This window comes from Streptomyces pratensis (assembly GCF_037137275.1).
Lineage (GTDB): Bacteria > Actinomycetota > Actinomycetes > Streptomycetales > Streptomycetaceae > Streptomyces > Streptomyces pratensis_B.
This window is the reverse complement of record NZ_JBBBEN010000085.1, coordinates 128687-153649: the sequence shown is the minus strand read 5'-3', so window position 1 is coordinate 153649 and position 24963 is coordinate 128687. Positions and strand designations below refer to the sequence as shown.

The 24963-nt window shown below is 72.8% G+C and carries 17 protein-coding genes; 9 read left to right on the top strand and 8 right to left on the bottom strand.

The window, feature by feature from the left end:
* Positions 1 to 128 precede the first annotated feature (128 nt).
* Together V9U70_RS12455 and V9U70_RS12450 are read right to left on the bottom strand one after the other, a co-directional pair.
* Entirely contained in the window at positions 129 to 1376 is a 1248-nt protein-coding gene (locus tag V9U70_RS12455) for a ricin-type beta-trefoil lectin domain protein (protein WP_336674746.1), read from the bottom strand.
* Complete coding sequence (locus V9U70_RS12450) at positions 1373 to 2071, bottom strand: type VII secretion system-associated protein (protein WP_336674745.1); 699 nt, start codon at positions 2069 to 2071, stop codon at positions 1373 to 1375. Before V9U70_RS12450 ends, V9U70_RS12455 begins: the two co-directional genes overlap by 4 nt.
* A gap of 313 nt (positions 2072 to 2384) precedes the next feature.
* Between V9U70_RS12450 and V9U70_RS12445 the strand changes: the two genes are divergently transcribed.
* A complete protein-coding gene (locus V9U70_RS12445) occupies positions 2385 to 3401 on the top strand; it encodes a mannose-binding protein (protein ID WP_336674744.1) in 1017 nt (338 codons plus the stop codon).
* Between the two features lie 170 nt (positions 3402 to 3571).
* On the opposite strand, the gene V9U70_RS12440 is transcribed toward V9U70_RS12445, so the two are convergent.
* Positions 3572 to 3997 (bottom strand): secondary thiamine-phosphate synthase enzyme YjbQ, encoded by a 426-nt coding sequence (locus V9U70_RS12440; RefSeq protein WP_336674743.1) that lies wholly within the window; start codon positions 3995 to 3997, stop codon positions 3572 to 3574.
* 156 nt (positions 3998 to 4153) lie between these two features.
* Between V9U70_RS12440 and V9U70_RS12435 the strand changes: the two genes are divergently transcribed.
* On the top strand, positions 4154 to 5272 hold the full coding sequence (locus tag V9U70_RS12435) for an NAD(P)-binding domain-containing protein (protein WP_336674741.1): 1119 nt from the start codon (positions 4154 to 4156) through the stop codon (positions 5270 to 5272).
* Positions 5273 to 5335: 63 nt separating this feature from the next.
* On the opposite strand, the gene mltG is transcribed toward V9U70_RS12435, so the two are convergent.
* Together mltG and V9U70_RS12425 are read right to left on the bottom strand one after the other, a co-directional pair.
* Positions 5336 to 6190, bottom strand: a complete 855-nt coding sequence (gene mltG, locus V9U70_RS12430) for an endolytic transglycosylase MltG (RefSeq protein WP_336674739.1) — start codon at positions 6188 to 6190, stop codon at positions 5336 to 5338.
* Positions 6191 to 6949: 759 nt separating this feature from the next.
* Positions 6950 to 8821, bottom strand: a complete 1872-nt coding sequence (locus tag V9U70_RS12425; protein WP_336674737.1) for an ABC transporter ATP-binding protein — start codon at positions 8819 to 8821, stop codon at positions 6950 to 6952.
* A gap of 113 nt (positions 8822 to 8934) precedes the next feature.
* Here V9U70_RS12425 and V9U70_RS12420 point away from each other — a divergent pair, with 113 nt between their 5' ends.
* From V9U70_RS12420 to V9U70_RS12400, 5 genes are all read left to right on the top strand, one after another.
* Positions 8935 to 9477 (top strand): MarR family winged helix-turn-helix transcriptional regulator, encoded by a 543-nt coding sequence (locus tag V9U70_RS12420; RefSeq protein ID WP_336674735.1) that lies wholly within the window; start codon positions 8935 to 8937, stop codon positions 9475 to 9477.
* A 144-nt stretch (positions 9478 to 9621) separates the two neighbouring features.
* Positions 9622 to 10632: an alpha/beta hydrolase gene (locus V9U70_RS12415; protein WP_336674733.1), complete on the top strand. Its 1011-nt coding sequence runs from the start codon at positions 9622 to 9624 to the stop codon at positions 10630 to 10632.
* A gap of 784 nt (positions 10633 to 11416) precedes the next feature.
* Positions 11417 to 12883 carry a Gfo/Idh/MocA family protein gene (locus V9U70_RS12410; RefSeq protein ID WP_336674731.1) on the top strand — a complete coding sequence of 489 codons (1467 nt, stop codon included), beginning with the start codon at positions 11417 to 11419 and terminating at the stop codon, positions 12881 to 12883.
* 160 nt (positions 12884 to 13043) lie between these two features.
* Complete coding sequence (locus tag V9U70_RS12405) at positions 13044 to 14888, top strand: ABC transporter ATP-binding protein (RefSeq protein ID WP_336674729.1); 1845 nt, start codon at positions 13044 to 13046, stop codon at positions 14886 to 14888.
* Positions 14885 to 16666 (top strand): ABC transporter ATP-binding protein, encoded by a 1782-nt coding sequence (locus tag V9U70_RS12400; RefSeq protein ID WP_336674727.1) that lies wholly within the window; start codon positions 14885 to 14887, stop codon positions 16664 to 16666. Before V9U70_RS12405 ends, V9U70_RS12400 begins: the two co-directional genes overlap by 4 nt.
* 37 nt (positions 16667 to 16703) lie before the next feature.
* Here the strand turns inward: V9U70_RS12400 and V9U70_RS12395 are convergent, their stop codons facing one another.
* Positions 16704 to 18245 (bottom strand): fused MFS/spermidine synthase, encoded by a 1542-nt coding sequence (locus tag V9U70_RS12395; RefSeq protein WP_419723971.1) that lies wholly within the window; start codon positions 18243 to 18245, stop codon positions 16704 to 16706.
* Positions 18246 to 18488: 243 nt separating this feature from the next.
* Here V9U70_RS12395 and V9U70_RS12390 point away from each other — a divergent pair, with 243 nt between their 5' ends.
* Positions 18489 to 19850 (top strand): NAD(P)/FAD-dependent oxidoreductase, encoded by a 1362-nt coding sequence (locus V9U70_RS12390; RefSeq protein WP_336674725.1) that lies wholly within the window; start codon positions 18489 to 18491, stop codon positions 19848 to 19850.
* Between the two features lie 46 nt (positions 19851 to 19896).
* Here the strand turns inward: V9U70_RS12390 and V9U70_RS12385 are convergent, their stop codons facing one another.
* The gene (locus tag V9U70_RS12385) at positions 19897 to 21435 is read right to left on the bottom strand and encodes an ATP-dependent DNA ligase (RefSeq protein ID WP_336674724.1); all 1539 of its coding nucleotides are present in this window, start codon (positions 21433 to 21435) and stop codon (positions 19897 to 19899) included.
* A 76-nt stretch (positions 21436 to 21511) separates the two neighbouring features.
* Positions 21512 to 22303, bottom strand: coding sequence for a metal-dependent hydrolase (locus V9U70_RS12380; RefSeq protein ID WP_336674723.1), 792 nt, complete (start codon positions 22301 to 22303; stop codon positions 21512 to 21514).
* Between the two features lie 137 nt (positions 22304 to 22440).
* Between V9U70_RS12380 and V9U70_RS12375 the strand changes: the two genes are divergently transcribed.
* Positions 22441 to 24954, top strand: coding sequence for a DEAD/DEAH box helicase (locus V9U70_RS12375; RefSeq protein WP_336674720.1), 2514 nt, complete (start codon positions 22441 to 22443; stop codon positions 24952 to 24954).
* The last annotated feature ends 9 nt before the right edge of the window (positions 24955 to 24963 follow it).

Below are 24963 nucleotides of genomic sequence, written 5' to 3'. Positions count from 1 at the left end.
CTACGGCGGCGTCCGCGATGGACGCCCCACTTCGCCGGGACGCGGGTCGGCGATCCGGCGGTGCCATCATGCCTGCCCGGGCGCACGAGGTGCGCGGGAGCGGGGTGCCCGGCGCCCGGGCGTTCAGGTCAGACGCTCCACTTCTGGTTGTCGAGGCCCGTGCAGGTCCACAGGATCAAGTAGGTCTGCGGGCCTCTGCTCCGGCTGTGGTTCGGGATGTCGACGCACTTGCCGACGGCGGTGTTGACCAGGTCGTGGGCGCCGTTCAGGGCGAACTTCTGGGCGTCGGCCCCATTGCACCAGGCGATCTGGATCGGCGTGCCGTCGTTGAAGTTCGCGTTGGCGACGTCCAGGCACTTGTCCTTGACCCGGATCGTGCCGTCGGAGGCGAAGCGCCACTTCTGGGCGTCGGCGCCGTTGCAGTCCCACATGAACAGCGCCTGGCCGTCGTTGAAGTTGTGGCCGGGGACGTCGATGCAGCGACCGGAGAGGTGGCTGCGGAAGGAGACGGGCCCGCTGAGGGTGACGCCGGGGGCGGCCTTGGCAGGCTGGTTCTTCGTGCCGACGGCCTTCTTCGGCTGTGCCTGTGGGCGGTCGGTGCTCTGCGGCTGCGCCTTGGGGCTGCCGGTCCTCTCGGGCGGGGGCTCGGGGGTGTCGTCCGCCTTCGGCGCGTTCTTGGCCGTGTCCGCGGGGGCGGGCCGGGGGGCCTGCAGCACGGGCCCTGCGGGCTTCTCCGGCTTCCCCTCGTCGCCCTTCTCGTCGCCCGGGGGGCCGGCCTTCGGCGTGGTGACGGCGAACTCGCCCGGCGCCTCCTGCCCGCTGCCGTCGAGCACGGTCCCGGCGGCGGTCGTCGACGGCTGCTCGGGCCCCTTGTCGTCCTTCCCGGCCAGGACCAGGAAGGGCACGGACACGAGCAGCGCGCCCGCGACCGCCGCCCCGGCGAGCACGGCCCTGCCCGGCCGCCCGACGGGCCCGGCCTGCTCCTGCGGCCGGTCGATGGCGGTGGCGGTCATGGTCCGTACGAGGGCGGGGAGCCGGCTCTGCGCGGTGGCGGAGGCGCTGGGGCCGGGGGCGGATGCGGCATCCGAGGCCCGGAACCGGTCCTCAGTGGTTCCGGGCCGGGTCCCAGGGACCGCGGACTCCGGCCGGGTGGCTGCGGGGCCGGTGGTCGCGGCCTCGGCCTCGGGGTCCTTCCGCTCTCCGGACTTCTCCCTCTCGGGGGCCTCCGGTGCCGGCACGACGGCCGTGCCGGGCGCGGCGGCAGCCGCAGGCGCCGGGGGTCCGGCGGCGGCGCTCTCGGCCGCCCCCTCGCTCTCGGCGCCGGAGCCCGAGCGAGCCTCCGGGGAGGCGGGGGTCTGCTGGGACGAACGCGTCACGGGGTCCTCCCGGTGGTGTGGGGCCAGGGTTCGGTCGAGCTGTGGCCGCCCGTCCCGCTCCCGGGTCCGAGAAGGCTGTCGGCCGGGACGAGCAGCGGGGCCGCGGCCCCGGCGTTGACCAGCAACAGGATGTCGGCGGCTCTCAAGGACCTGGCCAACTCCCTGGCGGGAAGGCTGTCATGGTGAAGTGCCGAGGACATGAATTCATGGGTGGGCGAGGTGAACAACAGCACCACCGGCGCCCCGTCCCGCCCGGCGGCCGTGAGCGGCCCGCCGTCCGGTCCGCGCACGACGGTGATCTCCGCCTCCGCGAGAGCCTCCAGCGCCGCTTCCACCGAGCCGTACCCGGTGGCGGCCCGCTGGGCCGCCGCGTCCACCGGATCGGTGGGCTCCGGCCACCCGAGGACCCGCGCCGAGGGCCGGTACGCCGGGTTGGCGCGGTACTCCCCGACGCCCCCGTCCTGGTCCGACCGCCACTCCCCCAGCACTGCCCATTCCGGCGGCGTCCCCTCCTCGGCCCACTCCGGGTCGACGACCCCGACCCAGTGCCCAGGGGCCCGTCGGGCGGCGGCCTTCACGGCATCGGGCACCAGTGAGGCGTCGACCACCTCGGTGCTCCCCGGGCCGGACTCCTCGGATGGGCCGGGCACTCTGGAGGCGCCGGAAACGCCGAACGGAACGTCCTGCGCACCCATGTGCCGCTCTCCGGGCCGTATCTCCACCTGAACTCTTGGCTCCGTACGCATTCTCGAAGCGCCGAACGGCATACGCTCGCCGCCGAACATGATCAGATCGGGGAGCCATCAGGATGTCACAGGAGCCCGGCCCACGGGAGCCGGCCCCGGGTCCGTTTCGGCCTCCCACGTGCCCGTTCACCGCCCGATCGGAGAACTTTCCGGGACCAGTGAGGCGTGGGAGGACAAAGCGCCGGGGAAGTTTCGGGGCGGGGCGCCGCCGTCACCCCCGAGACGGGCTACGTTGGGCGCGCCACCGAGGAGGAACCACCGCATGCCCCCCGAGCACCCCGCCCCCGGCACCGACACCGCGGCAGTCGCCGCCCGCGTGGAGGAGGCCGGCGCCCCGCCCTCGCCGTCCACGGCGCCGACGGCACCGACCCAGCCCTCTGCCCCCGCCACCGGGGCTCAGTCCGCCACGGCACCGGCCGGAGAGGCGGCTGTCGCCCCGTCCGAGTCCTCAGCCACGGCGAAGCCGGCCGAGGCGCCCGAGGCCCGCGCCGAGGACCACGGCGTGGCGGCGGCCGTCGGCACGACGCCGGAGACCCGTACCGCCACCGCTGTCGACAAGGGACGCCCCCGCACACCGATCCTGGCGGGCGCCGCCTTCGTCGGGGCCGCCCTGGTCGCGATACCCGTGCTGCTGATGGGCAGTGCGAACGACGAGGGACCCCGCACCCCCGCCACGACCCCGGTGGCGGGGAGCGCCGACACGGTCCTCAACCCGGAATCGGCCCCGGCGGCCCTGGACGACTATGTGGCGGTGAAGCCCACGCCGTCCCCGACGAAAGGGAAGAAGACCGCCCCGGCGAAGGCCGTCCCGGCGCCCGCGGCGCCCGCACCCGTGGCACCGACGTCCGCGGCCCCCACGCCCACGCCCGAGCCCAGGCCGAGCGCCCCCGCCGCGAAGCCGAAGGCCTCACCGGAGCCGAAACCGAAACCGAAGCCCAAGGCGGCCCCGAAGCCGAACTGGGGCACCCAGGCGGTCTCCGCGACCAGCTCCATCGGAGTCGGCCAGTCCTGGGCCACCAACCGCATCCGCATGACGATGCAGCAGGACGGCAACCTCGTCGTCTACAACGAGCGGAACAAGCCGATCTGGGCCGCCATGACCTTCGGCAAGAACCACCGGGCCATCTTCCAGCCCGACGGCAACCTGGTCATCCACAACGGCGACGACCGGGCCATCTGGGCCTCCAAGACCCACGACTTCGGCGGTGCCCGGATGGTCCTGCGACCCGACGCCAAGGTGGTCATCGTGCACAACGGCAGGGTGGTCTGGTCGACCTGACCGGTGCGGCGTGCGCCTGGACTTGACGGACGCCGGTGACGGGGCGGGGTGCGGGCAGGAGGCGAGGCGCGGAAGACCCGCCAGCCACCCCGGCCCCGTCAGTCCCGTTGTGCCGTGATGACGGCCTCTGCCCCGGCCGCGTACGCCGGGTCCGCCGAGCACGGCACTGACTACCCGATGAACGACAACCGCACCCGGCGCTCCGGATTATCGACGTTGGTGTCCACCAGGCAGACCGACTGCCACGTGCCCAGTTCCAGCCTGCCGCCGATCACCGGCAGGGTGGCGTGCGGCGGAGCCAGGGCGGGGACCACGTGGTCGCGGCCGTGGCCCGGGCTGCCGTGGCGGTGCTGCCAGCGGTCGTCGGCGGGGAGCAGATGGTGGAGGGCGGCCAGGAGGTCGTCGTCGCTGCCCGCACCGGTCTCCAGGACGGCGATGCCCGCCGTGGCGTGGGGCACGAAGACGTTGAGCAGGCCGTCGCGGCCGGCGGCGTTGTCGTGGAGGAACTGCTCGCAGTCCTGCGTCAGATCCGTGACGCTCTCGACCGTACCCGTGGTGATGTTCAGGACCGTGGTGGTGAAGGAAGAAGCGGACATGCTTCCATCTTCCCTCTCCCCGGCGGGGATGACGCGTCCAGGCGCCAGGACGTCGCGAGCCGGGCTTCGGCCGCGCGGCTCCCTCCGGCGCGGGGGCCGGTGGGCCCGAGCCGGTCGCGCGGGAAGACCCGGGGCCCCTCGACAGTTAGTAGAAGCGTGAACGTTACTGGGGCGCGCGAACTGGACGTGGTCGTGGTCGGCGCCGGCCAGGCGGGGCTGTCCGCGGCCTACCACCTGCGCCGCGCCGGACTGGAGCCGGACCGCGGGTTCGTCGTGCTGGACCATGCTCCCCGGCCCGGCGGCGCATGGCAGTTCCGCTGGCCGTCACTCACGTACGGCAAGGTCCACGGGATGCACGCGCTGCCGGGCATGGAGCTGACCGGGGCCGACCCCGATCGGGCCTCCTCGGAGGTGATCGGCGCCTACTTCGCCGCGTACGAGGAGCGCTTCGGCCTGCGGGTGCACCGTCCCGTCGACGTGAGCGCCGTACGGGAGGGGAGCGGCGGGCGTCTGCTCGTGGAGACGTCCGAGGGGGCCTACGCCCCGCGTGCGCTGATCAACGCCACCGGTACGTGGGACCGGCCGTTTTGGCCCCACTACCCAGGACAGGAGACCTTCAGAGGCCGGCAGCTGCACACGGCTGACTACCCGGGGCCCGAGGAGTTCGCGGGGCAGCGTGTCCTCGTGGTGGGTGGCGGCGCCTCCGGTACGCAGCATCTGATGGAGCTCGCCGAGCATGCGGCCGCGACCTTCTGGGTGACCCGCAGCGAGCCGGTCTTCCGTGAGGGGCCCTTCGACGAGGCGTGGGGGCGGTCGGCTGTGGCGATGGTGGAGGAACGGGTGCGCAACGGGTTGCCGCCGCGGAGTGTGGTGAGCGTGACCGGGCTGCCGGTCACCGACGCGGTGCGGCGGGCCCGGGCGCGGGGCGTACTGGACCGGATGCCGATGTTCGCACGGATCACGCCGACCGGGGCCGAGTGGGACGACGGCCGGACGGTCGAGGCGGACGTGATCCTCTGGGCGACCGGGTTCCGCCCCGCCGTGGGCCATCTGGCGCCGCTCCGGCTGCGGGAGGCGGGCGGCGGGCTCAGGGCAGAGGGCACCCGTGCCGCCCGGGACGGACGCGTCCATCTCGTCGGGTACGGGCCGTCCGCCAGCACCATCGGGGCCAACCGCGCGGGGCGCGCCGCCGTCCGGTCGGTCATGCGGTCGCTGGAGAGAACGGACGGTGGGCGGGGGTCGGAGCGGGCATCCGGGGCGGCCTTCGCCGTCTGACGACCAGGCTCCGGCCCTGGGGCCCCGTCGAGGCAGGTGGCGGGCCGACGGCGACGGGCCGGATCAACTCTCCTTGGCCGTTCGGCGATTGCGGTTGAACTCCTCGACGTTCCTGCGTTGTTCGTCGTAGTCGTCGGTGAACCGGGTGTCCCCCGGGCCCACCGTGACGAAGTACAGCCAGGGGCCCGGCGTGGGGCTGGTGGCCGCCCGCAGGGCCTCCTCCCCCGGGTTGCCGATGGGCGTCGGCGGCAGCCCCTTGCGTTCGTAGCTGTTGTACGGGCTGTCGATCCGGGTGTCCGCCGAGCTGGTGTCCAGGGTGGACCGCTTCAGGGCGTAGTTCAGGGTGGAGTCCATCTGCAACGGCATGTCCTTGAGCAGCCGGTTGTAGACGACCCGGGCGACTTTGCCCATGTCGGCGGCCGTATCGGCCTCGGCCTGGACGATGCTGGCGATCGTGACCGTGTCGTAGACGGTGACGTTGTTGCGCTGGGAGCCGGCGGTGATGTGGTCCGCCCCGAACCGCTTGCGCGCGGTGTCCGTCATGTAGCGCAACAGGCTGCTGGGAGTGGTCGCGGAGTCGAGCGGATAGGTGGCCGGGAACAGGTAGCCCTCGGGGTTGCCCTCGGCTTGGGCGGGCAGGGCGAGATCGGCGGTCGACGCGGCCTTCCGTGTGCTGCCGGGTTTCAGACCGAGCTCCCGGTCGACGGCCGCGTACACCTGGGAGGCCCGGTGGCCCTCCGGAATCACCAGGGTGCTCCGCGGGCTTTCCCTCTTCTCCTCGTCCGGTCCGAGCAGGGTCAGCGGGACGAGAACAGCGGCCGACACGAGGAGGAGGGCTCCGACGATCAGAACCACCTTCCCCCGGCGCGTCGGGCGGAGTCTGCGACGGGGGCGGGCGTCCGGGGGCTCGTTCACCATGCGCGCACGTTAACCCGGGGCCCGGTCTCGGAACGGTAGCTCGTCCACAGCGTCGGGACCGGCGACCCGAACGCCGTACCGCACGACCAGAACAAACGAACAAGGGATCGGATGTTCGCTGGAACGCGTGATCGTACCGACTTTTGTTGCTCTTCACCCGTTCGGCGCGTGAAGATTGCAGAGCGCAGTCAACGGGCTGCAGACCGCAACTGCGCAGTCCCACCGATGCACCACGCACAAGGAGAAAGACCAGATGAACATCCTCACCAACCTGCTTGCCGGCGTCGTCCACTTCGTGGGTTGGCTCGTCTGACCATTGCTCCTCCCGGCGCCGTCGCTCCCCGTCCCACGGGAGCGGCGGCGCCGCTGCGTTGGCGGGGAGGCGCGTTGGCGGGGAGAAACGCCCTGACGAGCGCTGGTTGCCTCGACTGCTCGACGCGGCCGATCCGCGCAGGAGGGCAGCGCAGTGCAAAAGGCCCGGTGAACGGAGCAGCGCGGCGCGAAGGCACGGTAGGTGAGGGCAGCGCGGCGCGGAGGGTCGACGTAGGGCCGTCGTCCGGAGCGGTCGACAAGCCCGGTGGCGCGTCGGGGAGCAGGGGCCGGCACATGCGCTGTGGTCATGCAGCCATGGGCCGGTGTCCACCGCGACAGACAAAAGCTCCGCCCCGAGGACGCCCCCGCGCACCGCGGCCGTCCCGCCCCGCGTGTCGCACGCCACCCGTACTCCCGATCCGCAGGCTCCAGCGGTGGAGTCGGCGCTCAGGAGGCCGGAACCGGGGCTGACGGCAGGGGAGGCGGGGGCGCGGTCGGGCCAACGGCCGGTTCCGCGGGGGCGCGTGGGGAGGGGTGGACGTCGCGGCGGATCAGCTCGGCGTAGCGGCCGCCCCGCGCGAGGAGCTCCTGGTGCGTACCGCGTTCGGTGGCCCGCCCGCCGTCCAGCACCAGGATCTGGTCGGCGTCGCGGACGGTGGAGAGACGGTGCGCGATGGTAAGCGTGGTGCGGCCGACGGAGAGCGCGTCGATCGCCTGCTGCACCGCGTGTTCCGTGCGGGTGTCGAGCGCACTGGTCGCTTCGTCGAGGATCAGCACCGGCGGGTCGCGCAGGATGGTGCGGGCGATGGCGAGGCGTTGCTTCTCTCCGCCGGAGAAGCGATATCCGCGCTCCCCCACCAGGGTGGCGTAACCGTCGGGCAGCGAGGCTATGTGGTCGTGGATCTGCGCGGCGCGGGCCGCGGCCTCCAGCTCCTCGTCGGTGGCGTCCGGCTTGGCGAAGCGCAGGTTGTCGGCGACGGACGCGTGGAAGAGACAGGTCTCCTGGGAGACCACGCCGACCGCTCGGGCGAGGGTGTCGAAGTCCAGGTCGCGGACGTCGACGCCGTCGAGCGTGACCCGGCCGCCCGTGACGTCGTACAGGCGGGGGACGAGGTAGCTCAGCGTGGACTTGCCGGACCCGGTGGGCCCCACGATCGCGAGGCTGTCGCCGGCGGGCACGGTCACGTCGATGCCGGCGAGGGTCGGGCCGTTCGTGTCGTCGTAGCTGAAGTCGACGTTCTCGAAGGCGATCTCACCGCGGATCTCCTCCAGGCGCACCGGGTTCTCCGGCTCGGTGATGTCCACGGTGAGGTCGAGGTACTCGAAGATCCGCTGGAAGAGGGCGAGAGAGGTCTGCATCTGCACACCGGTGGAGAGCAGGCTCACCGCCGGGCGGAACAACCCCTGCTGGAGCGTGACGAAGGCGACCAGCGTGCCGATGGAGACGGCGGCGGCCCCGGACTGGAAGGTGAGGCCGGCCACCCAGTAGATGACGGCGGGCATGGCGGCCATCACGATGCCGATCGTGGACATCCGCCAGCGACCGGCCATGCTGGAGCGCACCTCGAGGTCGACCAGCCGCTCGGATTCCTGGGCGAAGCCCTGGGTGAGCGAGGCGGAGCGGCCCATGGTGCGGCCGAGGAGGACGCCGCTGACCGAGAGGGACTCGGTGACCGTGGCGGCCATCGCGGCCATCTGCTTCTGGCGCTGCGTGGTGATCTTCTTGCGCTCCCGGCCCACGCGGCGGCTGATCGCCACGAAGACGGGCAGCAGGAGCAGCGAGACGACGGTGAGCCGCCAGTCGAGCGCGAGCATGGCGACGATCGTCGCGATGACGGCGGTGAGGTTGGAGACGAGTGACGTGGCCGTGGAGGTGACCGTCGCCTGCATGCCGCCGATGTCGTTGGCGATGCGGGACTGCACCTCGCCCGTGCGGGTCCGGGTGAAGAAGGCGAGCGGCATGCGCTGGAGCTGGGTGTAGACGGCCGTGCGCAGATCGTGCATGACCCGTTGGCCGACGGTGGTGGAGATCAGTGTCTGAAGGACGCCGAAGACGCTGTTCATCACGGCGGTGAGGATCATGCCGAGTGCCAGCAGGGTCAGCAGCCCCGTCCGCCCCTGCGGGATGGCGGTGTCCAGGATCTCGCGGAGCAGGAACGGAGAGGCGACCGACACCAGGGAGGAGGCGCCGACCAGCAGTCCGACCAGGGAGAGGCGGCCGCGGTAGGGGCGGAAGAGTCTCAGGATGCGGCGCACCTCGGCAGGCGGCTGTGCCGCGCCCCCGGGCGGGGGCGTCCACGTGGGTTCGTCGGGTTTCATGGGCTCCTTCGTCGGGCGTGAGACGCAGCGGGCGGACCGGACCCTCACACCTTGAGAGCCTAGCTCATTGTTACCTCTACTCACAATGAACGGCGTCCTGATATTGTTCCCGTATGGACGCCCCAGATTCTCCCGACGCCGAAGCCGGGCCCCCCTCCACCGGAGCCGACGTCGAAGCCGGAGACCCCGCACCGTCCGTCGCTCGCGGCGCCCCCCGCTCCCTCGACGCCGACGGCATACTCGCCGAGCAGTTGCTGCGGCTGACCCGTCGGCTGCACCGCATCCAGCGCCGCCAGCTGGAGCCGATCGGCATCACGCCGGCCCAGTTCCGGCTGCTGCGGACCGTGGCGGGTTACGACTCGGCACCTCGGATGGCGGATCTCGCCCAGCGTCTGGACGTCGTCCCCCGCGCAGTGACCACCTTGGTCGACGCCTTGGAGGCGAGCGGACGGGTACGGCGCGCCCCGGACCCGGACAGCCGGAGGGTGGTCCGTATCGAGATCACCGACGAGGGGCTCGCCACCCTGCGTTCCCTGCGCAGCGCACGACGCGCCGCAGCGGAGGAGATCCTGGCCCCCCTGACCGCCGACCAGCGCGAGGTGCTCGGCGGACTGCTGGCCGCTCTGGTCGACGGCATGCCCGAGCGCCACTGCTGAGCGGACCGCCGGGCGTCCCGCTCGCGCGGGCCGCCCCCGCGCACGGCCGCCGGCCCGCCTGACGGCCGCCGGCTTCGCGCCCTCCGCCGTCGCGGCCGCCCCACCGGGTTCAAGGAGACGGAAGGGACGACCGAAGAATCAGGCATGTCGCACGCACACACACGCCGCACCATCCTGTCCGCCGGAGCCCTGCTGAGCGCGGGCGCCCTGCTCGGCACAGCCGCCCCCGCCAAGGCCGACGCAGGCGGCAAGGTCCTCGCCGAACGGCACCTGGACGACCGACTGGTCGAACTGACCCTGGACTCCCCCGCCCTGGGCGGCCCGAGCACCGTGGCCCTGCTGACACCCCGCGGCTGGGGCCGACGCCGCCCCGACGACCGCTGGCCCACTCTCTATCTGCTCGCGGGCGGAGACGGCGACCACACGACCTGGACGAGCCTGTTCGCGGTGCAGGAACTGGCCGAACTGCGCGATGTCCTGGTGGTCATGCCGGCCATGCCGCTGTTCGGCTTCTGGACCGACTGGTGGAACCACGGCGCGGGAGGCCCGCCCCGGGTGCGCACGTACTTCCTCCGCGAAGTGGTCCCCCTGATGGAACGTGCTTACGGCGCCGGGCCGGTCAGGGCGGCCGCCGGCGAGTCCCAAGGCGGATTCGGCGCCCTGGGGATGGCCTCCCGCGTCGCGGGGCTGTTCGGCGCGGTAGCCGCGTTCGGGGCCCCCGTGCATCCGGTCCGGCACGCCGAGATGTGGCTCTCCGGAGCGAAGTACGTCGGCGTGGACGGTTACGCGATCTTCGGCGACCCGTGGAAGCAGTGGCGGACCTGGCTCGACTGGGACCCGTACCGTCACGCCGGAGGGCTGCGCCACACACCCGTCTACCTGGCCTCCGGCGACGGCAGGCCCGGCCCGCTCGACGGCGACGAGCCCGACCCCCACATCCCGGGCACCGAGAAATGGGTCGCGCTCGCCGACGAGGGCGTCGTGTCCATCACCGAAGCCGTGTGCGGAGAGGAGACGCGCATGCTCAGCGACCGCCTCGCCTCCCTGGGCGCGCCCGTCTCCACACACCTGTACCCGGGCGGACACAGCGGCACCTACGGTTACCGGGAACTGCGCCACGCCCTGCCGATGCTGACGGCGGCGCTGCGCCGATGACCGCTCACCCGGCCGGGTACGGGCGCCCGGCCGGGTGACCGCACCACGACCGGGCCTCCGGCCCCGCTGCCGGACGCGGAAGGCCGGAGGCCGAACATCTCCGCAGGCGCCCCGGGCCCGTGGGCCGAGCACCCCGCCGACCTGCCGACCCGCCGAGAAGGCCTGGCGGCCGGGCGCCGGGCGGCAGCCGACGCCCCGGCGCCGGAGCCGGCGGTGTTCCGCGAGGCCGCTCCTGCGGTCGCGCCTCCGACCCGATCGACGGAACGCCCGGTCGGGCCGGTCCATGAGGAGTCCCGGCTGCCGCCCACACCGACGCGGCGGTCCGCCACGGCGGCGCGGGACCCCGAGCGTCCACCGCAGGCGGGGCCCGCCGTCCGGGGAGCCGGCCGAAGCGGCCGCGGCAGAGGGGGCCCAGACCCCGGCGGCGCGTACGCCGTCCATCCGCCGGCCGGTCGGATGTGCGAGGCCTCGGGGCAGGGGCCGCCGGCCCGCTCGTGTCGCCCGGCGCTGACCGGGCCGGAACACGCCCGTCCGACCGTCCGACGAGGCCGTGAGACGGTACGCGCCTGAGCAGCGAAGGCCCTGGCCGGCCGGAGCGGACCGGCCCTTCGCCCGTCGTGCGGAAGGTCCATGGTTCGAGCACGAGAGTCCAAAAACCCTCCCTTGCGCACCCTCCTCGTCACCGTCCAGGGTCCTTCCTGAGACCCGGTTCCCGCACGCCCGTCCCCTCGGGCACCGGACGCGCTCGCGCACCGTCAGAACCCCCGATCCACCTGGAGGCTCGATGAACGACGAGGCCCGGCCCATCCCACGACCGCAGGACGTTCCCCCGCACGGTGGCGCAGCCGACGAGGCCGACCGGCAGGCCCCCAGCCGCCGTTCGGTGCTGCGGACCACGGCCGGGGCAGCCGGCGCGGGACTCGGTCTCGGCGCTCTCTCCGCAGGACCCGCCGCGGCTGCCGAGGCGTCCGCCCCGGAAGCGGTCGCCGCCGCCCCCGCCCGGCAGGGCCGCACGATGGCGGACGTGCCGTTCGAGGGGCGGTCGACGGTCAGGGTCGGCATCGTGGGCCTCGGCAACCGGGGCGGAAGCATGATCGACCTCTTCCTCGCCCTTCCCGGTGTCCAGGTGGTGGCGGTCTGCGACCCGGTCCGGGACAAGGCGGAGCGGGCCGCCGCGAAGGTGACGGCCGCCGGTCAGCACGCGCCCGCCGTCTACGCCAAGGACGAGGACGACTACGAGAACCTCTGCCGCCGCGGGGACGTCGACTTCGTCTATGTGGCGACACCGTGGGAGCTGCACTTCCCGATGGCGAAGACGGCGATGCTCAACGGGAAGCACGTCGGCGTGGAGTGCCCGATCGCCATGCGCCTGCACGAGCTGTGGCAGCTCGTGGACCTCTCGGAACGCACCCGGCGGCACTGCGTCCAGTTGGAGAACTGCTGCTACGGCAAGAACGAGATGCGGGTTCTGCGCATGGCGCACGCCGGTCTCTTCGGTGATCTGCTGCACGGTGCGGGGGCCTACAACCACGATCTGCGCGGCCTGATGTTCGACCCCGACTACTACGAGGGCCCCTGGCGGCGGCTGTGGCACACCCGGCTGCGCGGGGACCTCTACCCCAACCACGGGTTCGGGCCGGTCGCCAACTACATGGACCTCAACCGGGGCGACCGGGCGGTGAGCATCACGAGCCTCGGCACCCCCGCCCTGGGCCTCGCCGAGTACCGCGAGGAGCACATACCGGCGGGCGATCCGAGCTGGAAGGAGTCGTACATCAGCGCGGACCGGACGATCAGCCTCGTCCAGACCGCCAAGGGCCGGGTGATCCGGCTGGAGCACGACGTGTCGACGCCGCACCCGTACTCCCGGATCAACAGCCTCGGCGGCACACGGGGCGTGTTCGAGGACTACCCGGCGCGCATCTACATCGAGCCGGACCACACGGACCACCGGTGGGCGGACTTCTCCCGTTACGCGGAGTGGGACCACTGGCTGTGGAAGGAGCACGCGAACCCGCCGGGCGGCCACGGAGGCATGGACTACCTCATGCTCTTCCGGCTGACGCAGTGCATGCGGCTCGGCCTGGTCCCCGACTTCGACGTGTACGACGCGGCGACCTGGACGGCCCCCGTGCCGCTGAGCCATCTGTCCATCAAGGCCAAGGGCGCGCCGCTGCCGGTCCCCGACTTCACCCGGGGCGAGTGGAAGAGGGCCAGGTCCGGCATGGATTCCGAGAAGCCCGCCGGATGAGGGCGGCGGGGCCCCGTGCCGGACGCGCGCGGGGCCCCGCGGGACAGCGGGCCAGGACCGTAAAACCGGTTGCCCCCGACCGGGACGGACAGGGAGCCTTGCACGTCACCCCGTTCTCCGAGGTCCGTGTGGGCCTCCGCTTCACAAGCCCTGGGACGTCATGCAGATTCGCGATCTTCCGTTTTCGCATCCCGGTGACCCCGATGTCCGTTCAGGCCCCCGCTTCCTGCTCTGGCTGGGGCGCAACCAGCTCGCGGGGCAGCTCAAGTCGCTCTGCTGGGGGCTGCTCCACCAACTGGGCATCGCCGGCCTCCCGGTCGGCGTCGGGCTCGCCGTCCAGGCGGTCATCGACCGCTCGGGGGAACGGCTCGCTCTGGCCGGCGGTCTGATCGCGGCCCTCGGCGTCCTGATCGCCCTCGGCGACACCATGCTCCATCGGGCCGCCGTGACCAACTGGATCACCGCGGCCGCCCGGGTCCAGCAGCTGCTGGCCCGCAAGACCGCGGAGCTGGGCGCGGCGCTGACGCGGCGGGTCGCGGCCGGCGAGGTCGTCGCGGTCTCGACCGCCGATGTGGAGAAGATCGGCTGGTTCGTCGAGGCCCTCTCCCGCTTCCTCGCCGCCGCCGTCGCACTGGTGCTGATCTGTGTGGGCCTGGCCCTCTACCTCCCGTCCCTCGGTGTGCTCGTGGCCGTCGCCATGCCGGTGCTCGCCCTGGCCGTCCTCCCGTTGCTGCCCCGCGCCACCCGTCGCGCCGACGAGCAGCGCGAGAAGGCCGGGAAGGCAACCGAGCTGGCCGCGGACACCGTCGCCGGCCTGCGGGTGCTGCGGGGCATCGGCGGCGAGGAGCTGTTCCTCGGCCGCTACCGCCGCGCTTCCCAGGAGGTCCGGGGGGCCGCCGTGCGCAGCGCCAGGATGTGGGCGCTGATCTCGTCCGTGCAGGTGCTGCTGCCGGGCATCCTGCTGATCTCCCTGGTCTGGTACGGGGCGACGCTGGCCCAGGAGGGCCGGATCGACGTCGGTCAGCTGGTCACGGTCTACAGCGCGGCCACCCTCATGCTGTTCCCTTTGCGGCACGTCGAGGAGATCGCGATGGCGTACTCCTTCTCGCGGCCGTCCGCCCAGCGCGCTGTACGGGTGCTGTCGCTGCACCGCAGCTCGCGGGAGGCCACCGCCGGGGGTGTGGTGCCCACCGGCGATCTGTACGACCCGGTGACCGGCCTGCTGGCCCCGCAGGGCCTGTTCACCGCCGTCGTCTGCGGCGACCCGGACGCGGCGGGCCGCCTGGCCGAACGGCTCGGCGGCCACGCTCAGGCCGAGGGCGAGGAGGCGGACGGGGAGGGAGCTTCCGGAAGGACCCCGTCCGTGCTGCTCGGCCCGGTCGCCCTGGACGAGCTGCCGCTGGAGGCCGCGCGTACCGCGGTCCTGGTCCAGGACAAGGACCCGGTGCTGCTGTCCGGGACGCTACGGGAGCTGCTGGACGTCCCGTGCTCGGGCCTGGTCACCACCGAGGAGGCGCTGGGGGCGGCCCAGTGCGGGGACGTGCTGAGCGCACTGGCGCAGGCGTCCGGCGACGACGACGGGGACCCGATGCGGACCCGGATCACCGAGCGGGGGCGGTCCTTGTCCGGCGGTCAGCGCCAACGCCTCGCACTGGCCCGGTCACTGGTCACCGACCCGCAGGCCCTGGTGCTGGACGAGCCGACCTCCGCGGTCGACTCGCACACCGAGGCGCGGGTCGCCGCCGGTCTGGCGCGTCTGCGCCGGGGCCGTACCACGGTCGCGTTCGCCTCCTCCCCGCTTCTGCTCGACACCGCCGACCGGGTGGTCCTCGTCCACGAGGGCGCCGTGGTCGCCATGGGATCGCACCGCGAGCTCCTGCACACCGAACCGCGCTACCGGGCGGTCGTCACCAGGGAGACCGACGAGGAGGCGGCGCTCTCTGCCGCACCGGGCGCCGCGGCGCCCGCCATGAAGGACGTCCAGGAAATCGAGGAGAGGGCATGATCGGCGTCGCACCCCCGACGTACGACCCCGCGGCCCCGGAGTCGGCGACGACGCTGCCCGTGGGCACGCCGACGACCGTTCGGGGCTACGTGCGGAGCCTGCTGCGACGGCATCGCACGGCGTTCGCCGTCCTGATCGCGGTCAACGCGGTGGCGGTGGTGGCGTCGATCACCGGGCCGTATCTGCTGGGCGGGCTGGTGGAGGACCTCTCCAGTGGCGCCACCGACCTGCGTCTGGAGCGCACGGCCGCGATCTTCGCGTTCGCGCTGGTCGTCCAGACCGTGTTCACCCGCAGCATGCGGCTGCGCGGGGCGATGCTGGGCGAGGAGATGCTGGCCGATCTGCGCGAGGACTTCCTCGTACGCTCCGTCGGCCTGCCGCCCGGCGTCCTGGAACGGGCCGGGACCGGTGACCTGCTGTCGCGGATCACGACGGACATCGACCGGCTGGCCAACGCGATGCGGGAGGCCGTGCCGCAGTTGGCGATCGGCGTCGTGTGGGCGGGGCTGCTGCTCGGCGCGATGACGGTGACCGCTCCCCCGCTGGCGCTGGCCGTGCTGGTCGCGCTGCCGGTGCTGGTCGTGGGCTGCCGGTGGTACTTCCGGCGGGCCCCTTCTGCGTACCGCTCGGAGGCGGCCGGCTACGCGGCGGTGGCCGCGATGCTCGCGGAGACGGTGGACGCCGGGCGGACCGTGGAGGCGCACCGGCTGGGCGCCGCCCGGATCGCGCTGTCGGACCTCCGGGTCTCTCAGTGGACGGCGTGGGAACGGTACACGCTCTTCCTGCGCTCGGTCCTCTTCCCCGTCATCAACGCGACGTACGTGACGATCCTCGGCGCGGTCCTGCTGCTCGGCGGCTGGTTCGTGCTGGAGGGGTGGCTGACGGTCGGCCAGCTGACGACGGGTGCGCTGCTGGCCCAGATGATGGTCGACCCGATCGGTCTGATCCTGCGGTGGTACGACGAACTCCAGGTGGCTCAGGTGTCGCTGGCCCGGCTGGTCGGCGTCCGGGAGATCGAGCCGGACGCGGGCGACGCCGCGGTCGGTCCGGACGGCCGTACGGTGCGGGCGGACGAGGTCCGCTTCGGGTACCGGGAGGGCGTCGACGTCCTGCACAAGGTGTCGCTCGACGTCGCTCCCGGCACCCGGCTCGCCCTGGTCGGCCCCTCCGGCGCGGGCAAGTCGACGCTGGGCCGCCTGCTGGCCGGGGTCTACGCCCCGCGCACCGGTGAGGTGACGCTCGGCGGGGCGGAGCTGGCGCGGATGCCGGCGGAGCGGGTCCGGGAGCACGTGGCCCTGGTCAACCAGGAGCACCACGTCTTCGTCGGCTCGCTTCGGGACAATCTGCGGCTGGCCCGCGACGGGGCGAAGGACGCGGAGCTGTGGGCCTCACTCGCCGCGGTCGACGCGGACGGCTGGGCGAGGGCCCTGGAGGACGGACTGGACACCGAGGTCGGTTCTGGCGGGTTCGCGTTGACTCCGGCGCAGGCGCAGCAGATCGCGCTGGCCCGGCTCGTCCTCGCCGATCCGCACACGCTGGTGCTGGACGAGGCGACCTCGCTGCTGGACCCGCGGGCGGCCCGCCATCTGGAGCGTTCACTGGCCCGTGTCCTGGAAGGCCGCACGGTGATCGCGATCGCGCACCGGCTGCACACCGCGCACGACGCGGACGTGATCGCGGTCGTGGAGGACGGCCGGATCAGCGAGCTGGGCAGTCACGACGAGCTGGTGGCGACGGACGGCGCCTATGCGTCCTTGTGGCGGTCCTGGCACGGGTGACGGGCTCGCCCGCGCGCTCCCGCACCGGGGGCTGCGGTCACCGGGCCGTGCGGGAAGGGCTGGGCTGGAGGAGCTGGTCGACGGGGGCGTAGTCGTCGGTGAGCACCCGCGCGTCGCCGGTCCAGGCGGCGAGGGCGTCGCCGGTGGCGATCTTCCAGCCGGTCCGGCGGCCGTCCAGGGCTTCCTGGACGGCGTGGGCGTCGAGCGGCCGGTCGGCCGCCACGACCACCAGGTTGCCGCCGTCGGGGGCGGCTTCCGGGTCGAGTCCGGTGTCCGCGGGGTCGCCGAGGAGGGCGACGTAGGGGAAGACCTCGGCGAGAGTGGCGACTTCGGCGCGGGCGAAGGCCAGCTCCCCGTGGTCGATGAGGTTGGCGACGTACAGGCCGCCGGGCCCGAGAACCCGGCGTACGTCGGTCAGCGACTCCACCGTCGTGAGGTGCCACGGCACGCTGACGCCCCCGAAGGCGTCGCCGACGACGAGGTCACGGCTGTCGGCGTCCAGCCGCCCGAGGCCGAGCCTGCCGTCCTCGACGCGTACCTCGATGCCGGTGGACCGCCCCAGGCCCAGCTGCTCGCGGTCGATGCGTACGACCCCGCCGTCGATCTCGGAGACGAGACTCCGGGTCCCGGGCCGCGCGGCCGCGAGGTAGCGGGGGAAGGTGAGGCCGCCGCCTCCGAGGTGGTGGGCGGCGAGCGGCTCGCCCTCGGGAAAGGCGGTGTCGACGACCGACGCGAGGGCGCGCACGTAGACGAACTCCAGGTGGGCGGGGTCGTCGATGTCGACGTAGGAGTGCCGCACGCCGTCCAGAAGCAGGGTGCGGCCGCTGTCCCGGCCGGGGTCAGCGACGATCCGGGCGCAGTGGTAGCGGGTCTCCGCGTCGCAGCCGCCGGGGGCGATCCCGGTGGCGAGGCCGCCGGCGGCAACGGTGGCGAGCGCCAGGCTCACGGCGCGCCTTCGGCGGCGTGCCCGCCGTCCGACCAGTGCGGAGCCGATCACCAGCAGGGCTCCGAGTCCGATCAGGATGGAGCTGACCGGCAGCCGTGAGACCAGGACGAACCCGGTGAGGACCGTGCCGACGATGGCGCCGAAGGTGCCCACACCGGACAGCCGTCCGACGACCGTGCCGGTCTCGGCGAGGCTGGTGAGCCGCACCTTGGTCACCAGCGGGGTCACCGCGGAGAGCAGCGCGCCGGGTACGAGGAGGGTCGCCGCCGCGACCAGCAGGAGCAGCACCGGGGCCCATTCGGCCGCGGTGCGGAGCAGCAGGGGGGTGAGGGCGACCACCACGCCGGAGACTCCGAGCGCCGGGCCGATGAGCCGGTGGGGGTCGACCCGGTCGGCGATGCGCCCGCCCAGCCAGGAGCCCAGGGCGATCGCGGTGAGGGCGATGCCGATCACCATGGTGCTGGTCTCCAGGGTGAGACCGAGATACGGGGCCAGCAGCCGCAGGGCGACGATCTCGACGACCAGGACCGCGGCCGAGGACCCGAACACCAGGACGGCCGCGGCGCGGGGGCCCAGTCGGGGGTCGCGGGGCGGGCCGTCGGCCGCGGGTAAGGAGGGCACTGAGGTCGTCACCGCAGCATCCTCGCACGCGAGCGGCCGGACTTCGGGCCCGAGGGACGACGGTTCCGGAGCCGGGCCGGCCCGCGGGGCCGCGACGCGTGCCGCGCGCCCCGTCCGCCGGTCCACCGTGCGGCGGCCCGTTCACCCCTGCCGGGAGGCGGACCGCGGCGCATCCGGTGAGGATGAGAGGTGAATCACCCGGCATACGGGGCAGGCGAGCGCAGAACCACGCAAGCCCGAGAAGGGACGCAGACCGTGGCACCACCCAGGATTCTCGTCGTCGGCGCCGGCTTCGCAGGCGTCGAATGCGTACGCCGCCTGGAGCGCAGGCTATCTCCCGGCGAAGCTCGCATCACGCTCGTCACACCGTTCTCCTACCAGCTGTATCTGCCCTTGCTCCCCCAAGTGGCCTCCGGGGTGCTCACACCCCAGTCGGTGGCGCTGTCGCTGCGCCGCAGCCGCCGTCACCGCACCCGGATCGTTCCGGGCGGGGCGATCGGCGTGGACACGAAGGCCAAGGTCTGCGTGGTCCGGAAAATCACGGACGAGATCGTCAACGAGCCGTACGACTACATCGTGCTGGCCGCGGGCAGCGTCACGCGGACCTTCGACATCCCCGGGCTGCTGGACAACGCCCGCGGGATGAAGACGCTGGCCGAGGCCGCGTACATCCGCGACCACGTCATCTCCCAGCTGGATCTGGCCGACGCCAGCCAGGACGAGGAAGAGCGGGCGTCCCGGCTCCAGTTCGTCGTGGTCGGCGGCGGTTACGCGGGCACGGAGACGGCGGCCTGCCTCCAACGCCTCACCACAAACGCCCTCAAACACTATCCGCGGCTGGACCCGAAGCTGATCAAGTGGCACCTGATCGACATCGCGCCCAAGCTCATGCCGGAGCTGGGCGACAAGCTGGGTCTGGCCGCCCTGGAAGTGCTCCGCAAGCGGAACATCGAGGTGTCGCTCGGAGTGTCCATCGACCGGGCCGGGCCCCAGGAGGTGACGTTCACCGACGGCCGGGTGCTGCCCTGCCGGACCCTGATCTGGACCGCCGGAGTGGCGGCGAGCCCGCTGATCGCCACCCTCGACGCGGAGACGGTACGCGGCAGGCTCGCCGTGACCCCCCAGCTGAAGCTGCCCGGCGCGGACGGGGTGTTCTCGCTCGGCGACGCGGCAGCGGTGCCCGACCTCGCGAAGGGCGACGGGGCGGTCTGCCCGCCGACCGCGCAGCACGCGATGCGCCAGGGCCGGGTGATGGCGGACAACCTGATCGCGTCGCTGCGCGGGGAGCCGCTGAAGGACTACGTCCACAAGGACCTGGGGCTGGTGGTGGACCTGGGCGGCCGGGACGCGGTGTCCAAGCCGCTGGGCGTCGAACTGCACGGGCTGCCCGCGCAGGCCGTGGCGCGCGGCTACCACTGGTCGGCGCTGCGGACGAACGTCGCCAAGACCCGGGTCATGACGAACTGGCTGCTGAACGCGGTCGCCGGCGACGACTTCGTACGGACCGGATTCCAGGCCCGCAAGCCGGCGACGCTCCAGGACTTCGAGTTCACCGACGCCTATCTGACGCCCGAGCAGATCAGGGCGCACACCGGGTCGGAGGTCATCAGGCACTGACCGCCGCGCACGGCGGGTGGCCGCGTCCGGCGCACGCCTGGCGCGGTCACGGCTGCCGGGAGAGGACCGTCTCCACGGTGTCCGCCTCCTGCGCGGTCTTGTCCTCCCGGTAGCGCAGCACCCGGGCGAACCGGAGGGTGACCCCGGCGGGGTAGCGCGTGGAGCGTTGCAGTCCGTCGTAGGCGATCTCCACGACCAGTTCCGGGCGTACGGTGACGACGTGTCCGTCATCGGCGGTCGCCAGCTCCCGCAGCCGTTCGGTCTGCCACTCCAGCAGGGCGTCGGTCAGTCCTTTGAAGGTCTTGCCGAGCATGGTGAAGGCGCCGTCGGGCCTCCGTGCGCCCAGGTGCAGGTTGGAGAGTTTCCCGGTGCGCCGGCCGTGCCCCCGTTCGGCCGCCAGCACCACCAGGTCCAGGGTGTGCACCGGCTTCACCTTCAACCACGCCGCGCCCCGGCGCCCCGCGCTGTAGGCGGCGGAGAGGTCCTTGACGACGACGCCCTCGTGGCCGCGCTCCAGCGTGTCGGCGAGGAACGCCTCCGCGGCCTCGCGGGCCCGCGGGTCCTGCGGGTCGGCGAGACGGACGCCGCGGACCCGCATCGCCTCGGGGAGCAGGCGTTCCAGGGCCGCGTGACGGTCGGTGAAGGGCAGGTCCAGCAGGTCCTCGTCATCGACCGACAGGGCATCGAAGAAGACCGGGACGACGGGTGCCTGCGCCGCCGCCCGGGCCACGTCCCGCCGGGAGCCCACCCGCGCGGCGGTCTCCTGGAACGCGCGCGGCCTGCCGTCCTCCCCCAGCGCGATCACCTCCCCGTCCAGGACGAAGCGGCCGGCCGGCAGCCCCGAGACGGCGGAGACGAGCTCGGGCAGCCGGTCGGTGATGTCGTCGAGAGTCCGGGTGTAGGCGCGGACCCGGTCGCCGTCGCGGTGCACCTGCACCCGGATTCCGTCCAGCTTCTCCTCGACGGCGCACGGGCCGCCCAGCCGGTCGACGGCCTCGGCCACCGAGCCGGCCGTGTGCGCGAGCATCGGGTGCACGGGCCGCCCGACGGTGAGGCGGAAGGCCGCGAGCGCTCCTGGACCGTCTGCCAGGAGCACCCGGGCGACCTCCTGGAGCGACCCGGCGAGCATCACGGCACGCCGGACGTCGGCGGGCGGCGCTTCCGCGGCGCGGGCCAGCGCGTCGACGGCGACGGCGTCCAGCGCCCCCTGGCGTAGCTCGCCGGTGAGCAGCGCCCGCAGGAAGCGCTGCTCGTCCGCGGTGGCGGCGCCCAGCAGGGCGTGCAGCCGCTCCCGCCGCAGGGCCTGGGAGCCGGGGCCGGTGACCGCGGTGAGCGCGGTCAGCTCGGCGTCGGTGCGCCTCACGGTGAGAGTGGCGTCCGCGGCGGGCGGGACGCTCTCGCCCAGGGCGCGCGGGCCGACGCCGATCCGGCCCTGGGGCAGCCGTCCGGCGAGGTAGGGGATGACGACGGGCGCCTCCTGGGGCGCGGCGTCCCGGAACAGGGCGGCGAGGAGCTCCACCTTCCGGGACCGGGCGGAGGAGGCGGCGACCTCCAGGGAGACGTGGGCGAGCTCGGCGAGCAGCATGCTGCCATGGTGCTACGGGCCGGGGCTCGCCGCCCGCCCGCGGGGCTCTGGGCAAGGCGAGGTGCGGTCCCGCCCGTCAGATGACGTTGAGGGCCGCTGCCGCGCCCACCGACCCGAGGACCATGAAGGCGGGCATCAGGACCTTGATCTCCACCCAGCTGCCGGCCCTGAAGCGCATGGCCTTGGGGGGGCCGATCGGGTACCAGCGCTTGCGGCCCAGCGGTATCGGCCACAGGATCGGGCAGCCCGAGACGGTGAGCGCGTCGCCGATGTCGTGGACGAGGGCGCCCAGCACGATGGGCAGGCCAAGCCAGAGGTACTCCTGGCCCGGCGCGTCGAACAGCCACCCGGCCCCGTGGCCGGGCTGGTCCAGGACGCCCGCGAGTATCCACGCGCTGGTGGCGCCGAGCAACCAGACCAGGACGTCGCTGGAGACCCGGGCGGCCCGCCACAGCAGGCCCTCGACCGCGAGCACCAGGTGGACGAAGAGGATCGCCAGGACCGCCCAGCGCCCGCCGGTGACCGCCGCCGCCGAGCAGCCGCCGCCGACGAGGACGGCCCACAGCCAGGTGTGGGTCAGGGTGCGGTGGCCGCCGGTGCGGCGGGGGTCGCCGGGGCCCCTGGTCGCCTTGTAGACGGCGTACGAGAGTTTGTCGACGACCTCGCAGAGGGTCTTGGAGACCGGCCCGAAGGCACGCGAGATGGTCGCGGACTTGTGGTCCAGGTCGGGGGCCAGCGCCGCGCCCGCGCAGATCAGCGCTCCGACGACCAGGACGGGCCACGGCATCGCATGGCCCGCGGCGGCTGCCGCCGCGCCCACCCCCAGCCAGGCCGCCGCCCCTGACAGCGAGTGTGCCGGTCCCATCATGGTCTGTTCCGTCCCCCGCGTGCGGCGCGCCCATCACCGCTACGGCGTGGACTGGTTGAGACCGCAGCGTATCGTCCGTGATCTTCGTGCGGTCCTCCGGTTCCCTGATCGGGGCGGACGGCATGCAAGATGGGGGCGTGACCCTCATCGACCAGCTGCCCCAGACCGCCGACCCGGACGCCCTCTTCGAGGCCTTCTCGTCATGGACCGAAACCCAGGGCATCACCCTCTATCCCGCCCAGGAAGAGGCGCTGATCGAGGTGGTCTCGGGGGCGAACGTGATTCTCTCCACCCCGACCGGTTCCGGGAAGAGCCTGGTGGCGGCGGCCGCGCACTTCACCGCGCTGGCCCAGGACAAGGTCACCTTCTACACCGCGCCGATCAAGGCGCTGGTCTCGGAGAAGTTCTTCGACCTGTGCAAGCTCTTCGGCACCGAGAACGTCGGCATGCTCACCGGCGACGCCTCCGTCAACGCGGACGCGCCGGTGATCTGCTGTACGGCCGAGGTGCTGGCCTCCATCGCCCTGCGCGACGGCAAGTACGCCGACATCGGCCAGGTCGTGATGGACGAGTTCCACTTCTACGCCGAGCCGGACCGCGGCTGGGCCTGGCAGATCCCGCTGCTGGAGCTGCCGCAGGCGCAGTTCGTGCTGATGTCGGCGACGCTCGGCGACGTCTCGATGTTCGAGAAGGACCTGACCCGGCGGACCGGCCGCCCCACCTCCGTGGTGCGCTCCGCGACCCGTCCGGTGCCGCTCAGCTACGAGTACCGCTTCACGCCGATCACCGAGACGCTGACCGAGCTTCTGGACACCCGGCAGTCGCCGGTCTACATCGTGCACTTCACGCAGGCCGCGGCCGTCGAGCGGGCTCAGTCGCTGATGAGCATCAACATGTGCACCAAGGCGGAGAAGGAGAAGATCGCCGAGCTGATCGGCAGCTTCCGCTTCACCACCAAGTTCGGCCAGAACCTCTCCCGGTACGTGCGCCACGGGATCGGCGTGCACCACGCGGGCATGCTGCCCAAGTACCGTCGACTGGTGGAGAAGCTGGCCCAGGCGGGTCTGCTGAAGGTGATCTGCGGCACCGACACGCTCGGCGTCGGCGTCAACGTGCCCATTCGCACGGTGCTGTTCACCGCGTTGACCAAGTACGACGGCACCCGGGTGCGGACCCTGCGCGCGCGGGAGTTCCACCAGATCGCCGGGCGGGCCGGGCGGGCCGGTTTCGACACGGCCGGATTCGTCGTGGCGCAGGCCCCCGAGCACGTCATCGAGAACGAGAAGGCCGTCAAGAAGGCGGGCGACGATCCGAAGAAGAAGCGCAAGGTGGTGCGCAAGAAGGCCCCCGAAGGGTTCGTCGCCTGGTCGGAGACGACGTTCGACAAGCTCATCCAGTCGGAGCCCGAACCGCTGAACTCCCGCTTCCGGGTCACGCACACGATGCTTCTCGCGGTCATCGCCCGCCCCGGCAACGCCTTCGAGGCGATGCGGCACCTGCTGGAGGACAACCACGAGCCCCGCAAGGCCCAGCTGCGGCACATCCGGCGGGCCATCGCCATCTACCGTTCCCTGCTGTCCGGCGGGGTGGTGGAGCAGTTGGAGACGCCGGACGCCGAGGGCCGCATCGTACGTCTGACGGTCGACCTCCAGCAGGACTTCGCACTGAACCAGCCGCTGTCGACGTTCGCGCTGGCCGCGTTCGATCTGCTGGACGCCGACTCCCCCTCGTACGCGCTGGACATGGTCTCGGTCGTCGAGTCGACGCTGGACGACCCCCGGCAGATTCTGGCGGCCCAGCAGAACAAGGCGCGCGGCGAGGCCGTGGGGCAGATGAAGGCGGACGGGGTCGAGTACGAGGAGCGGATGGAGCGGCTCCAGGAGGTCACGTACCCCAAGCCGTTGAGCGAGCTGCTGTGGCACGCCTACGACGTCTACCGCACGAGCCACCCGTGGGTGAACGACCACCCGGTGTCGCCGAAGTCGGTGATCCGGGACATGTACGAACGGGCCATGACCTTCACGGAGTTCACCTCGCACTACGAGCTGGCCCGGACCGAGGGCATCGTGCTGCGCTATCTGGCGAGCGCGTACAAGGCGCTGGAGCACACGGTCCCGGACGACCTGAAGTCGGAGGACCTCCAGGACCTGATCTCCTGGCTCGGCGAGATGGTGCGCCAGGTGGACTCCAGCCTGCTGGACGAGTGGGAGCAGCTCGCCAACCCCGAGGTCGAGACCGCCGAGCAGGCTCAGGAGCGGGCCGACGAGGGCAAGCCGGTGACCGCGAACCCCCGCGCCTTCCGGGTGCTCGTGCGCAACGCGATGTTCCGCCGGGTGGAGCTGGCCGCACTCGACCGGGTCCGTGACCTGGGCGAGCTGGACGGCGACGGCGGCTGGGACGAGGAGGCGTGGGGCGAGGCGATGGACGCGTACTGGGACGCGCACGAGGACCTCGGCACCGGCCCGGACGCGCGCGGCCCGAAGCTGCTGAAGATCGAGGAGGACCCGGAGCACGGGCTGTGGCGGGTCTGGCAGGCGTTCGCCGACCCGGCGGGCGACCACGACTGGGGCATCAAGGCCGAGGTGGACCTGGCCGCGTCCGACGAGGAGGGCCGGGCGGTCGTCCGGGTCACCGAGGTCGGCCAGCTGTGAACGAATCCC